Genomic DNA, 13618 nt, shown 5'->3' with positions numbered 1-13618 from the left:
TCGGGACTGCGTGAGGATAGTGGAAAACGGTGTCGCCCACGGCACGGTTCGCCGGTCGCGCTCCTGCGCGTTACTCCGTCGTGGGCTGGACCCGCTCCCGGGCCACGTTCCCGAGGACGAACAACACCGGGAGGAACAGGAGCCCGGCGACGACGAACGGCGACCAGTAGGCGACGACGACGTACAGCAGTCCCGCGCCGGCCGGACCGACCGTGCGGGCGAGGCTCCCGGCCGACTGGGTGAGTCCGAACGCCCCGCCCTGTTCGTCGGCATCCGCGTTGAGCGAGACGAGCGCGTTCAGCGAGACGTTCGTCAGGGCGTTCCCGAACGCGAGCGGCGTGGAGACGAGTGCGAGCGCGACAGCACCTGACTCGACCGGTCCGAGCGACGGGACGAACGACCACGACAGCGAGAACGGGACGAGCGCGAGCGTCACGAGCTGGATGCCGGCCCCGGAGAGCGCGAGTCGGTACTCGCCGAACCGCTCGGTCAGCGGTCCAACGAGACCACCCTGCACGATGGCGATGAGGACGCCGATGTACGTGAGCAGCACGGCGTTCTCTGCCGTCCCGTAGCCGAGTCGGTCGTTCGTCAGGAAGATGAACTGGCTCTCGAACGCGGAGAAGGCGAACGACGCGATGAAAAAGGAGACGACGAGGGCACCGATGGCCGGCGACCGTGCCGCCTCGTACAGTTCACGGAGCCGTGACCCCGCGGACGTCTCGGTCGAGGCCGACCGTCGTCGCGGCTCCGGAAGGACGAGGTACGCCAGCCCGAGGTTCGCAGCCGACAGCACGGCCGCGGTGAACGACGGCATCGTGAACTCGGAGACCGGGATCGCGGCGGGAAGCACGTCCCGGAAGAACGCGAGGGCGAACGGACTCGAGACCACCCCCGAGATTGCCGGGCCGAAGACGAACCCCAGTCCGAACGCCGCACCGAGGATACCCAGCCCCTTCGCGCGGTCTTCCGGCGGCGTGATGTCCGCGATGTAGGCGTTCGCCGTGGCGATGTTCCCGCCCATCGCCCCGGCCAGCGCGCGGGCGACGAACAGGACGACGAGGCCGTTCGTCGCGCCGAGTAACGGGCCGAGTTCGCCCGCGAGACCGAACAGCGTCCACGCGAGCACGCTCCCGAGCAGCGAGAGGAGGAGGATCGGCCGGCGGCCGCGCTCGTCCGAGAGGCGGCCGAGTATCGGCGCGCCGACGAACTGGAACAGCGAGTACGTGGCGATGAGGAGACTGCCGACGAACTCGTTCGCGCCGAAGAACTTCGCGTACAGCGGGATGACGGGGATGAGGATGCCGAACCCCAGCAGGTCGATGAACACGACGAGGAAGAGAGTCCCGACGACGCGGCGGCGGGTCATCCCCGCCACCGTCGACTCGTGCTCGTCGTCAGTCATCGGTCGCGGCCGACTCCACGTCGTCCGCGTCGACGCCCGGGCCGGGTCCGGGCGTGCCCCGCACGTCCGCGTCGCGCCACGTCCCGCGCTTGTACCACACGACGGCGATGACCGCTCCGACGACGTTCGAGACGATGAACCCCCACCAGATACCCGGTGGGCCCATCGGTGCGAGCAAGGCTGGAACCTCCAGGGTGTAGCCGAACAACGTCACCGCACCCCCGATACCCTGCGAGAGGAACCAGGCGACGGGCAGACGAACGACGCCGAGGAACGTGATGGCGATGGCGGCGGCGACGAGCGTCTGGCCCGCGCCTCTGAACGCGCCGGTGTACGCGCGCAGCACGCCGATGAAGCCGAAGGTGAGCGAGACGTACCGGAGGAACTCCGCGCCCGTCTCCACGACCGCGGCGTCGTCGGTGAACACCGCGACGATGGGCGTCGGGAACAGGAAGATGAGCACCCCGGCGCCGCCGAGAATCAGGAACATCGCCTTCGCGGCGAAGTCGGCGCTCGCCTCCGCACGGTCCGGTTTCTCCGCGCCGATGTTCTGGCCGGCCATCGTCTCGACGCCGCGGGCGACCGCGATAGCCGGGAGGAAGATGACCGAGAACACGCGGATGCCGATGCCGAAGCCGGCGACGACGGTGGTCGAGAACGTGCCGACGACGATGAGCAGGAGGTTGACGGAGACGGCGCGTCCGGTCCCCTCGATGGATGCCGGCACGCCGATCTGCAGTATCTTCCGGAGGTAGACGGGGTCCGGGCGCATGTCGGGCAAACGAATCTTCACGCCGCGTGTCCCCGAGAACATGATGCCGAGGCCGGCGAGCATCGCCAGCCCGCGCGAGAAGACGGTCGCGTACGCCGCCCCGGCGATACCGAGTTCGGGGAACGAAATCGGGCCGAGCGACCATCCGAAGATGAGGAACGGGTCGAGCGCGATGTTCAGAATCACGGTCCCGAGCATCACGAGCATCGGCGTGATGGTGTCGCCGTAGCCCCGCATCAGCGAGATGAAGATGAAGAAGCCGAACATCAGCGGGAGGCCGAGCGAGACGATCTGCATGTAGGCGGTCGCAGCCACGAGCGTCTCGGGGCTCGCACCCAAAATCCCCAGCAGGTCGTCGACGAATAAGTAGCCCGCGATCCCGAGGAACACGGCCCCGACGAGCGAGAAGGTCACCGTCTGGGAGGCGGCGTACTCGGCGGCCCGTTCGTCGTCTGCACCGACGTTCTGGGCGACGAGCACCGAGCCCGCCACCGAGAGGCCGAGCCCCAGCGAAATCAGGAGAAACACCATCGGGAATGCGAAGGAGATGGCCGCGAGCGAGATGGTCGAGTACTGGCCGAGCCAGAACGTGTCCGCGAGGTTGTACGCCGTCTGCAGCAGGTTCGTGACGACGATGGGCAACGAGAGGAAGAACAGCGGCTTCGCGATGCCGCCCTCGGTGAGTTCGAGCTGCTCTTTGCCTTTGAACATCAGGCCGACACCCCCAGTGTGCGCTCGAGGTAGGCCTCGACGAGCGTTCGACCCTGTTCGGGCGCCTCACCGAGCGCCACGTTCCGGGCGTGCGAGCCGTTGATGAGCGTGACGACGAACCGCGCGACCGTCTCGGGGTCGCAGTCGGCGAACGCACCGGACTCGACGCCCTCGGCGACTGTCGCCTCGAGGAGTTCGCGCATCCGCTCGTCCATCTCACGGAGGCGGGTGCGATAGGGTTCGTGGTACGGTGCCTGGGCCTTGATTTCGAGGAGGGCGACCGGGAACTCGCCGGTCACCTCCGCCGCGGGGTCGAACACGGCGTCGAGGAAGGTGCCGAGCCGCTCGGCCGGGTCCGCGGACTCGCAGGCGAGCCGTGCCTCGAACTGGTCGAGCATGTCGTCGAGGAACGCGTTCAACAGCTCCTCTTTCGTGTCGTAGTGGTAGTGGAGCGCGGCCTTGGACCGGCCGGACGCGTCGGCGATGCGCTGCATCGTCAGGTCGGCGTAGCCGTGTTCACAGAGGGCGCGATAGGTGGCCGACATGATGTCGGCAGATGCGTCTCCCATTTCTTGTCGTATCTGACTAACCAGTCAGTCAAGTAGCTTCGGGTTCGCCGACGGCGCCGTCGCTGGGCGACGCGAGAACGGAGAGAGGAGAGTCGATTACGCGACCGGGCGGCGCTTCTTGTGGGTGATGTAGCCCGCGATACGGTTGCGGACGCCCTTCGATTCGACGTTGGTGAGTTCGGAGACGACGTCCTTGTTGTGTTCGAAGTCCGTGCTGAACGCTTCGTCGTACCGCTCCATGAGGGTTCGCGCGATCTTCTTGACGTAGGCCGGCTTGATAGCCATGTTACCTGTACGCTGTTGGCCGCGACCTAAAAAGCGTTCGAATCGGTCGCCGTCCGCCCCCGGTATCAGTCCCCGCGCCAGTCCGTGAGCGCGTCGAAGCGCTCCCACGCCGCCCGCTCGCGTTCGCCACCGGCGGTCTCGACCACCGCAGCGAAGTAGCGGATGCGCTCGCGGAGCGTCTCGGTGTCGTACCCCGGCACGTCGAGCCGCGAGGCGGCGACCGTGGCTTCCACGACTGCGGCGTGCCCGCGAGAGACCACGGGGACGACCTCGCGCTCGACGACCGCGTTCTCGGCGTAGAGCGCCCAGTCGGTCCACGGCGTGCCGCCCTCCTCGCCCGAGTCGCGTTCCTCGGCCGAGACGTCGACCCACGCGTCGGCCGAATCGAGTACTGGCTCGGACTCCTCACGGACCGAACACGCGGCCTCCACGAAGTCGACCGGATTGCGGGTGAACTGGACGTACCCCGACCCGCGCTCGCCGAAGTTGCGCCACGTCCGGGTGCGGCCCCACGTCCGCGCCGTAACTGGCTCGCCGGGCTCCTCCGGGGCTCGCAACCCGAGCGCCGCCACGTTCCACCGGTCGTTCGGCCCCAGGGTCGTCACGACGCTCTCTGCGACGCCGTCCCACTCGGCCGGCCAACTCATACAGGAAGCCCCCGTTCGAGCGCGACGAACAGCGCGCCACACGTCAGGTCCGCGGTCGTTCCCGGATTGATGCCGCGCTCGACGAACTCCTCGGCGAGCGCTTCGGGGTCCTCCTCCCCGTCGAGACAGGCCTGTGCCCGCTCGCGAGCCTCGCGCGCGGCCGCCGGCCCCGAGGTGGCCCGCACGAAGCCGTCCTCCTGTTCGGCTAGCAAGCGAAGAAACGCCCGCGCTCCACGCTCCGTCGCCGGTCCATCGTCGCCGAGGATGGCCTCGGCTTCGCGGAACACCCGCGGGAACCCCGAGACCCACTCTGCGGCGTTGCCGTCACCCTCGGACCGGGCCATCACATCGTGGAGGGTGATCCCCCGGGCTTCGAGCGTCGGCACCGCATCGGCCCCACGGCGCACGTCGAGGTCTTCCATCTCCGCGGGTGGCTCTGCGACCGCCACGTCGACGTGCTCGAACGCGCGGTAGAACCCCGCGGCGTCCGCGACCGTCGAGTTGGCACAGATCAGTCGGAGCCCGTCGGGGGTCAGCGCGTCCGACGCGGCCGCCCGCACCAGCGGGACGAGCAACAGCAGGCACCCGAACTGCGTGTTGCCGCCGCGCTGGTCGGCCATCCCCTCGACGGCCGTCTCGAACGCTTCCCCCATCGGCCCAGCGCCCGCGGCCAGTTCCAGCCCGTCGAGCGAGCCGACCGCCCCCGCGAGGAAGTGCTCGAACCGCAAGTCGCCGTGGTCGCGGTGCCGGTCGACGTTGCCGGGCTTGGGGGTCCCGGCGACTTCCAGCAGCAGCGCGAGCTGGGCGTTCTCGGCGGGCGTCCTCACGCCACCGCCTCCTCGAGTGCCGCCCGGACGCGCTGCAGGACCCGCGGGTCGTCGGAGGGCCGGCCCACGGAGACCGCGTCCGCGCCGAAATCGAGATACTCACGGACCGTCGCGCGGTCTCGGACGCCGTTGTTCGCGACGAGCCAGCCGTCGAACCGCTCGCGAACCTCGGCGACGACGTGTTCGGAGTCCATCGCGTCGACGTGGAGACAGTCGGCGCCCGCAGCGTCGAGCCGCGCGGCGAGCGCGGGCAGATCGACGCCCGTCACTTCGGTTCGGACTTTCACACTCACGTCTGCGCCCGCCTCGCTGGCGGCACGGGCGTACTCGCAGAGCCTGTCCCCGTCACGCAGGAGCGTCTGGCCGGCCCCAGCGTCGCACATCTCGGCCTGCCGGCAGTGGGCGTTCACCTCGAGGATGGCGTCGTGGTCGGCACAGACCCGTGCGACCTCGCGGAGCGGAGCGACCGTCGTCGTGCGGACGTTGATACCTGCGCGGAGGGAACTGTCGTCCAGTACCGCGAGTTCGCGGTCCACGAACGCCACGGGGTCGTCGGGGAGGAACTCGGTTCGGTCGCGGGCGACGAGCGCGTGGGCCGCCTCGCGAGTGGGCTCGTCGAGCGCGATGCCCCCGAGGAACGCCGCACCCGCCCACTCCTCGGCCGCGAGCGCCCAGTCGGCGTCCGACTCGCCCGACAGCGACGCGAGCGCGAGCCGTGGCTCGAACATCACACGACCTCCGCGAGCGCCTCGTCGACGGCGCTCGCCACGCGGGCGCTGTCCTCAGGTGTGTCGAGCGTCGTGTCGGTCCGGAAGACCGGGCAGTCGAGCTCGGTGCCGTCCTCGATGTCGAGCACGAACGCGTCCGCGAACGGGTAGGCGTTAGCCACACCCGCCGTGGAGGGCTCGTAGCCGACGGCCTCCATCAGAGTCGCCGCGGGGCCCGAGAACACCTGGTCCTCGACGAACGGCGAGACCACGACGACGGGTGTCAGCGACAGCGTCTCCCGGAAGGCATCCATGCCGAGCATCGGCCCGAGGCTGGTGATGGGGTTCGACGGCCCGATGACGACGGGGTCGGTGAGGGCGTCGAGAACTGCCTCGGTGGGGGTGGCCTCGGTCGACCCGCGGAACTCGACCTTCTCGACGGGGGGGTTGCCGTTCCGATGGACCCACCACTCCTGGAAATGCATCACGCCGCTCGGGGTGTGGATGAGGCTCGCCACGGGGTCGTCGGTCATCGGGAGGAGGTCGCGCTCGACGTCGAGCGCGCGACAGAGCGTCGCGGTCGCCTCCGTCAGCGAGTACCCCTCGTCGATGAGCCCGGTCCGGGTGAGGTGGATGGCCCGGTCGCGGTCGCCGATGAGCATGAACTCGCCGATGCCCGAGAACCGCCGCCACCGGGCGATGTCGCGGCCCGAGGTCTGTGCGTCGTCGTCGAGATAGCGGGGCGTGGTGTCGAGCCGTGCGCCCTCGGCCAGCGCGTGGAGTTCGTCGTGTGTCTCGTGGGAGTCGTCGGCGATACCCCACCACGTCTCCCGGTCGATGCGGCCGGCGTCGAGGAACAGCTGGGTGTCGAGGTCGGGACAGACGAGGTGCCCCCCGAGTTCGACGTCGTCACCGGTGTTGCCCACGACCGGCGTGTCGGCGGGTGGGAAGACGGCCTCGGCTCCCTGCAGGAGCTTCGGCGTCCCCGTGCCGCCAGCGAGGAACGTGACCATACCCCTCCCTGCACCCGACGTGGTTTGTGGGTTTCGTCGCCGGCGGTCGGCGAGCAACCGCCGCGCCGCTCGGTGCCGGGGAGAGCTGTCGCCGCTGGCTCAGAGCCAGACCCAGACGGTGTCGCCGTGGTCGTACAGCGGGAGTCCCACGTCGACGTTGACGTCGATGAACCACAGCGGGTCGTCGAACCGCACGACCGTGTTGTTGAGAACGACCCGCTCGACGGCGTGATGGGCGGTGGTGGTCTCGTCGGCGAGATCCACCTCGTAGTGGTCCGGTCCCTCCGGTAAAATCACGGCGCGAACGTCCGCGTACGAGACCGTCTCGTGATCGACCGCGGGCGGAGTCGCAGAGGGGTGGGTGGACATGGGGGGCTCGGATGCTGGACGCAGATACGAGCCACTCCCGTGTAGTTCCCGAGACCCGATTGTAATGGGTGACCTGAGAGAGAACGGGCAGACTACCGACGGTCGGAAGGGAGCGACGACTCACGTAAGATGGGACTACCGACGCGACGCCCGTGGGCCCGGAGCGACCCGTCAAACCCGAACCCACTTGCTACCCCTACCCGAACGCGGGGCCATGAACGCCATCAAGGACTCCGTCCACGACTGGATCTCGCTCGATCCCGTGGCTGCGGACCTGCTGGACACCGAGGCGTTCCAGCGACTCCGTCACATCAAACAGCTCTCCACCGTCCGCCTCGTCTACCCCTCGGCCTCACACACCCGGTTCGAGCACTCGCTGGGCGTCTATCACCTCGCTGCGAACGCGCTCGACTCGCTAGGTATCGAGGGCCAGCGAGCCGAGCACGTTCGCGCGGCTGCACTCCTCCACGACGTTGGACACGGCCCGTACGGCCACCAGACCGAAGAGGTCATCCGCCGCCACACCGGCACGGATCACGACGAACTCGGCGACCTGCTGTACGAGACGGACCTCGTCGGCGTCCTCGACCGCCACGACCTCGACCCCGACCGCGTGGCCGCACTCGTCCGCGGCGAGGGCGAACTCGGCCAGCTGGTATCGGGCGAGCTGGACGTCGACCGCATGGACTACCTCGTGCGCGACGCCCACCACACCGGCGTCCCCTACGGCACCATCGACCACGGCCGCCTCGTCCGCGAACTCAGATACAGAGACGGCCGCCTCGTGCTCGCGGAGGGGAACGTCGCCACCGCCGAGTCGCTCCTACTCGCGCGGGCGCTCATGGACGGCATCGTCTACCGCCACCACGTCTCGCGCATCGCGGGGGCCATGCTCGAACGCGCCTGCGAGCGCCTGCTGGTGGGCGACCTCGCCGTCGACGAGTTCCGCCGGATGGCCGACCACGACCTGCTCGTCGCGCTCCGCCGCGAGGTGCCCGACCTCGGCCGGCGCATCGAACGCCGCGACCTCTACAAGCGGGCGGTGTGGGCCGGTATCGACCGCGTCCCCGACGCCGTCACCGAACTCGACCGCGAGGACGAGCGCGCCGCCGCCCGCGAAATCGCCGAAGCGGCGGGTGTCGACCGAGAGGCCGTGCTCGTGGACGTGCCCTCGCGGCCCGAACTGAAGGAGTCGCGCTCCCGCGTGGTGGTCGACGGCGTCGTCCAGCGGCTCGAACAGGCCTCCGAGATGGTGGGAGCACTCCGCGCGACGCGGCGCGCACAGTGGCGACTGGGCGTGTACGCGCCCGAGCACGAGGTCGACGCGGTCCACGAGGCCGCACGCGGCGTCCTCGGACTGCCGTAGTCTTCGACCCGGCGCGACCGCAGTAGCCATGTGTCCGGCCGCCCGACTCCGACCGTGACCACCGGCCACCGGAACGCGGGCTACGAGCGGCTGTTCGGCGGCGACGACCTCACCGTCGGCGTCGGCTTCCCGCTCACCGGCGCGCGCACGGCACGCCCGGACCCCGCCGAGGAGATGCGACTGGCGGCGCACGCCGAATCACTCGGATTCGACGCCCTGTGGGCGCGGGACGTGCCCCTGTACTGGCCGCGGTTCGGTGACGCCGGGCAGACGTTCGACCCGTGGACGTGGCTCGGCTACGCCGCGGCGCACACCGACGACATCGCGCTCGGCACCGCCAGCGTCGTTCTTCCCCTTCGTCATCCGCTACACGTCGCCAAAGAGGCGGCGTCGCTCGACCGGCTTTCGGAGGGGAGGTTCGTCATGGGCGTCGCGACCGGCGACCGCGACCCGGAGTACGCGGCGTTCGGCGTCGACCGCGACGACAGGGGTGCGCGGTTCCGTGAGTCGGTGGCGACCCTCCGGGCCGTCTGGCGCGAGGAGTTCCCCGAGCGCGACGGCGAGTGGGGCGAACTCTCGGGCGACCTCGACCTCGTCCCGAAGCCGACCGAAGAGACCGTACCGCTCCTGCCGACGGGCCACTCCCGGCAGTCGCTCGACTGGCTCGGGGAGCACGGCGACGGCTGGCTGTTCTACCACCTCCCCGACGAGACGCTCGACTCGTATCTCGACGACTGGCGCGACGTCGCAGGCGCGAAGCCGTACGCGATGGTCGTCCGCACCGACCTCGCCGACGACCCCACGGCCGACCCCGAACCCGTCCACCAGGGCTACCGCGCGGGCAGCGAGTGGTTCGTCGACTACTTCCGACGACTCGACGACTGGGGCGTCGACCACGTGCTCGTCTCCGCGGGCGGCGACGACCCCGAGGCCGGGCTGACGCGCTTCGCCGACCAGGTGCTCGACCGGCTGTGAGCGGTGAAACGCTGCCTGTACCCACCAGAAGACATTTTCCGTCGAGATCAGCACGAGGGCACATGCGCCGCAGAGCACTCCTCGCGGTCGCAGCGAGCAGCGGTGGGCTCCTCGCCGGCTGTCTCACCGGCATCGACGGCGGGGCGGGGACGACCTCGCCGAGGGAATCGCGGACAAGGTCGTCGACTCCCAGCACGCCGTCGGGCCACGTCGAGAACCACCGCACCACGGATGTCGCGGTCGAATCACACCACACCTACCGCCGCGACGACCCGCCCGCGTGGATCGTCACGGTGACGCTCGAACTGCAGCCGGTCGGCGACGCGACCCCGTATCCAATCGGCCTGTTCGTCTACTTCTTCGACGCCGAGGGCGACCAGTTACACGACGTCTACAAACAGGTGCCGGCGAACACGTCGGGCACCACGCGAACCGCCACCCGGTCGGCGGAACTCGACACGGACGTCGACGCGTTCGACCACTACCGCATCGACGTCGTCCACGCCTGAGGGACACGAGGCGGTTGGACACGGAGTTTTTACCACATCCCGCCGAAGGCCCCCCAATGCCGACCATCAAGGACTCCGTCCACGACCACATCTCGGTCGAGGGCGTCGCGGCGGAGCTGCTGGACACGCCGCCCGTCCAGCGGCTCCGCGCCATCAAGCAGCTCGGGACGGCGGAACTCGTCTATCCGAGCGCGAACCACACCCGGTTCGAACACTCGCTCGGCGTCTACCACCTCGCGACGGAGGCGCTCGACCACCTCGGCATCGAGGGGCGACAGGCCGAGCGGGTGGGAGCCGCCGCGCTCCTCCACGACGTCGGCCACACCCCGTTCTCGCACAACACCGAACAGGTCCTCGAACGCCACACCGGGAAGGAACACGACGACGTCCACGACCTCCTCGAAGGTGGCGAGGTCGAGCGCGTCCTCATCAAACACGACCTCGAGCCCGCGAAGGTCGCGGACCTCATCGCCGGCGAGGGTGAACTCGGGCAGCTGGTCTCGGGCGAGCTGGACGTCGACCGCATGGACTACCTCGTGCGCGACGCCCACCACACCGGCGTCCCCTACGGCACCATCGACCACGGCCGCCTCGTCCGCGAACTGCGGTTCGTCGTCGGCGAGCTCGTGTTGGGAGAGGGGAACGTCCAGACGGCCGAGTCGCTCCTGCTCGCGCGGGCACTCATGAACCCCACCGTCTACTCCCACCACGTCGCGCGCATCTCGAAGGCGATGCTCCGGCGGGCGACTGACGCCCTCGTCGGTCCCGACGGGGCGGTCGCCCCGACCGAGTTCCGCCGGATGGACGACCACGACCTGCTGGTCGCCCTTCGCACACACGAGCCCACGAGCGAATACGCTCGCCGGCTCACCGAGCGCGACCTGTTCAAGCGCGCGGTGTGGGCCGAGTGGCCGGACGTCCCCGAAGAGCTCATCGACGCCGACCACGACGCTGTCCTCGAGTTCGAACGCGATATCGCCGCGGCAGCCGACGTAGCGCCCGACGAAGTCATCCTCGACATCCCGGGCCGACCGGCGATGGCCGAGTCGACGACGCAAGTCGTCGTCAACGGCGAGGTGCGACGGCTGGGCTCGCAGTCCACGCTCGTCGGCGCGCTCCGCAAGGCCCAGCACGAACAGTGGCGACTCGGCGTGTACGCCCCCGAGGGCGCCACCGACGCGGTCGGCGGGGCCGCCGAGACCGTCCTCGGGCTCGACCTCGACGCGCTCGTCGTCGACGTTCGAAAAGGCATTCACCAGACGCTCGACGAGTACGGAGCATGAGCCGAACACTCGAAGGGACCGTCATCAGGGGCCGCGAGATGGAACCGATAGCGGGCCGCGTCGTCGTCGAGGACGGCCGCATCACCGCCGTCGAGGAGACCGATACGGAGTCGACGGACATCGTCGTCCCGGCGTTCGTCAACGCCCACACCCACATCGGCGACTCCATCGCGAAGGAGGCCGGCGGCGGGCTCTCGCTCGACGAACTCGTCGCGCCGCCGGACGGACTCAAACACCGACTTCTCAGGGCGGCGAGCCACACCGAGCTCGTGAGCGCGATGCGTCGCTCGATTCAGTTCATGCAGGAGTCGGGGACCGCCGCCTTTCTGGAGTTCCGCGAGGGCGGCGTCGAGGGCGTCGAACAGCTCCGGGAGGCCGCGAGCGACGTGCCAGTCGACCCGGTCGTCTTCGGCCGGGGCTCCGTGGCGGCGATGGAAGCCGGCGACGGCTACGGTGCGAGCGGGGCGCGGGACGCGGACTTCGACCGCGAGCGCAACGCGACGCGCAACGCCGGCAAACTGTTCGGCATCCACGCCGGCGAGCGTGACCCCCACGACATCGACGGCGCGCTCGACCTCGACCCGGACTTCCTCGTCCACATGGTCCACCCCGAGGAGATGCACCTGGAACGGGTTGCAGACCGGGGAACCCCCATCGTCTGCTGTCCACGATCGAACCTCGTCACGAAGGTCGGGCTCCCGCCGTTCGAGCGCCTGTCCGAGGTGACGACGCTCGCGCTCGGCACGGACAACGTCATGCTCAACTCCCCGTCGATGTTCCGCGAGATGGAGTTCACCGCGAAACACGCCGAGCTCCCGGCCGACGAGGTGCTGCGGATGGCGACGGTGAACGGTGCGGACATCGCGGGGCTGAACTGTGGCGTCATCGAGGAGGGGAAAGACGCGTGCCTGTTCGTGCTCGACGGCGACTCGCACAACCTCACCGGCGCGCGCGAGCCCGTCAGGGCGGTCGTCCGGCGTGCCGGCGTCAGTGACGTGAAAGACGTCGTGCTGGAGCGGCCGGGGTCGTAATCACGCCTCGAAACCGGATTCGAACCAGAACACGCCGTCCCGCTGAATCACCTCGCCGTCGACCTCGATGACGGAGTCCTCGGACATGTCGACGATGAGGTCGACGTGCGTCGCGCTCTCGTTGAACGCGCCGTCTCCGACCCCTTCCTCGATGGCGTTGCCGAGCGCGAGGTGGACGGTATCACCCATCTTCTCGTCGAACAGGACATACCCCGTCGGCGCGTCGATGCCGCGGTTCATCCCGATGCCGAGTTCCCCGACGCGCCGGGCGCCCGCGTCGGTCTCCAGCACGCTCGAGAGGACTTCCTCGCCTCGTTCGGCCGCGTAGTCGACCACTTCGCCGCCCTCGAAGGTGAGCCGGGCGTTCCGAATCTCGCGACCGTTGCGGACGATGGGCACGTCGAACAGGACCGTCCCCTCCACGGAGTCCGGCACCGGCGACGTGTACGCCTCGCCGCCGGGGAGGTTCTGTTTGCCGTAGTCGTTACAGCCGACCGTCCCCGCGACGGACATCGTGACGTCGGTGTGCTCGCCGCTTTTGAGTCTGACCTCGTCGGCCGCGTCGAGGCGGTCGGCCATCCGTTGCTGGCGGTCGCGCTGGGCCGCCCAGTCGCGGTCGATGGCGTCGTAGACGGTGTCGGCCCACGCCTCAGTGCTCAACTCGGCGCGCTGGGCGTCCGCAGCCGTCGGGTGTTGGGTGATGACCCACCGGGTCGAGTCCAGTCGCTCCTCGAGGACGGGGCCGTTCGCGCGGTTGGACGCGGCGGCCTTCGATGGGTCGATATCGCTCGTCTCGGCGGCATTGCTCCCCGCCTGCACCATGATGACCACGTCGGTCGCTTCCATCTCGGCGAGCGCGTGCTCCTTCGTCCGGAAGTCGGCCTCGTCCATCTGCCGAGCGTACGCGCGACCGGCCCGCCGACTCCTGAGGGTCGTCTTCGGGCGGGCACCGCGCTCGCCCAGTTGCTCGTAGAGGGCGACGACGAGGTCCTCGGCGAGCGCAGGGGCCTTGATGAGGACGTCGTCCTCGGGGCCGACGTCGGTGCAGTGGTCGACGAGCGTCTCGGCGTGGGTGTGAACACGGGGGTCCATGGAAAAACCGACTGCCGGAGAGGTGATAACGATCCGCCACGACCGGAGTGAAAGTGG

15 protein-coding genes are annotated in these 13618 nt (G+C 69.4%); 5 read left to right on the top strand and 10 right to left on the bottom strand.

What is annotated here, in order from left to right; translation table 11 throughout:
- Window positions 1-70: 70 nt before the first annotated feature.
- The 9 genes from NL126_RS14120 to NL126_RS14080 form a co-directional block, all read right to left on the bottom strand.
- Complete coding sequence (locus tag NL126_RS14120) at window positions 71-1405, bottom strand: MFS transporter (RefSeq protein WP_255195523.1); 1335 nt, start codon at window positions 1403-1405, stop codon at window positions 71-73.
- Entirely contained in the window at window positions 1398-2888 is a 1491-nt protein-coding gene (locus NL126_RS14115; protein WP_255195522.1) for an MATE family efflux transporter, read from the bottom strand. The genes NL126_RS14120 and NL126_RS14115 overlap by 8 nt, the downstream gene beginning before the upstream one ends.
- The gene (locus tag NL126_RS14110; protein ID WP_255195521.1) at window positions 2888-3457 is read right to left on the bottom strand and encodes a TetR/AcrR family transcriptional regulator; all 570 of its coding nucleotides are present in this window, start codon (window positions 3455-3457) and stop codon (window positions 2888-2890) included. The genes NL126_RS14115 and NL126_RS14110 overlap by 1 nt, the downstream gene beginning before the upstream one ends.
- 96 nt (window positions 3458-3553) lie before the next feature.
- On the bottom strand, window positions 3554-3742 hold the full coding sequence (locus tag NL126_RS14105; RefSeq protein ID WP_255195520.1) for a 30S ribosomal protein S17e: 189 nt from the start codon (window positions 3740-3742) through the stop codon (window positions 3554-3556).
- Between the two features lie 65 nt (window positions 3743-3807).
- On the bottom strand, window positions 3808-4389 hold the full coding sequence (locus tag NL126_RS14100; RefSeq protein WP_255195519.1) for a DUF447 domain-containing protein: 582 nt from the start codon (window positions 4387-4389) through the stop codon (window positions 3808-3810).
- A complete protein-coding gene (locus NL126_RS14095; protein WP_255195518.1) occupies window positions 4386-5216 on the bottom strand; it encodes a triphosphoribosyl-dephospho-CoA synthase in 831 nt (276 codons plus the stop codon). Before NL126_RS14095 ends, NL126_RS14100 begins: the two co-directional genes overlap by 4 nt.
- A complete protein-coding gene (locus NL126_RS14090) occupies window positions 5213-5944 on the bottom strand; it encodes a tRNA-dihydrouridine synthase (RefSeq protein WP_255195517.1) in 732 nt (243 codons plus the stop codon). Before NL126_RS14090 ends, NL126_RS14095 begins: the two co-directional genes overlap by 4 nt.
- On the bottom strand, window positions 5944-6936 hold the full coding sequence (gene cofD / locus NL126_RS14085) for a 2-phospho-L-lactate transferase (RefSeq protein ID WP_255195516.1): 993 nt from the start codon (window positions 6934-6936) through the stop codon (window positions 5944-5946). Before cofD ends, NL126_RS14090 begins: the two co-directional genes overlap by 1 nt.
- A gap of 99 nt (window positions 6937-7035) precedes the next feature.
- Window positions 7036-7305: a hypothetical protein gene (locus tag NL126_RS14080; RefSeq protein ID WP_255195515.1), complete on the bottom strand. Its 270-nt coding sequence runs from the start codon at window positions 7303-7305 to the stop codon at window positions 7036-7038.
- Between the two features lie 214 nt (window positions 7306-7519).
- Here NL126_RS14080 and NL126_RS14075 point away from each other — a divergent pair, with 214 nt between their 5' ends.
- The 5 genes from NL126_RS14075 (at window position 7520) to NL126_RS14055 (ending at window position 12469) form a co-directional block, all read left to right on the top strand.
- Complete coding sequence (locus NL126_RS14075) at window positions 7520-8671, top strand: HD domain-containing protein (protein ID WP_255195514.1); 1152 nt, start codon at window positions 7520-7522, stop codon at window positions 8669-8671.
- 54 nt (window positions 8672-8725) lie between these two features.
- Window positions 8726-9646: a TIGR03571 family LLM class oxidoreductase gene (locus NL126_RS14070; RefSeq protein WP_255195513.1), complete on the top strand. Its 921-nt coding sequence runs from the start codon at window positions 8726-8728 to the stop codon at window positions 9644-9646.
- Window positions 9647-9708: 62 nt separating this feature from the next.
- Entirely contained in the window at window positions 9709-10155 is a 447-nt protein-coding gene (locus NL126_RS14065) for a hypothetical protein (RefSeq protein ID WP_255195512.1), read from the top strand.
- A gap of 56 nt (window positions 10156-10211) precedes the next feature.
- Complete coding sequence (locus NL126_RS14060) at window positions 10212-11438, top strand: HD domain-containing protein (RefSeq protein WP_255195511.1); 1227 nt, start codon at window positions 10212-10214, stop codon at window positions 11436-11438.
- The gene (locus NL126_RS14055) at window positions 11435-12469 is read left to right on the top strand and encodes an amidohydrolase family protein (protein WP_255195510.1); all 1035 of its coding nucleotides are present in this window, start codon (window positions 11435-11437) and stop codon (window positions 12467-12469) included. The genes NL126_RS14060 and NL126_RS14055 overlap by 4 nt, the downstream gene beginning before the upstream one ends.
- On the opposite strand, the gene NL126_RS14050 is transcribed toward NL126_RS14055, so the two are convergent.
- Window positions 12470-13561 (bottom strand): aminopeptidase, encoded by a 1092-nt coding sequence (locus NL126_RS14050; protein WP_255195509.1) that lies wholly within the window; start codon window positions 13559-13561, stop codon window positions 12470-12472. It abuts the gene before it with no gap.
- Window positions 13562-13618 lie beyond the last annotated feature (57 nt).

It is taken from the genome of Halorarius litoreus, assembly GCF_024362405.1.
In the GTDB taxonomy this organism is placed as follows: Archaea; Halobacteriota; Halobacteria; order Halobacteriales; family Haloarculaceae; genus Halorarius; species Halorarius litoreus.
This window is presented reverse-complemented; position numbering and strand designations above follow the sequence as displayed.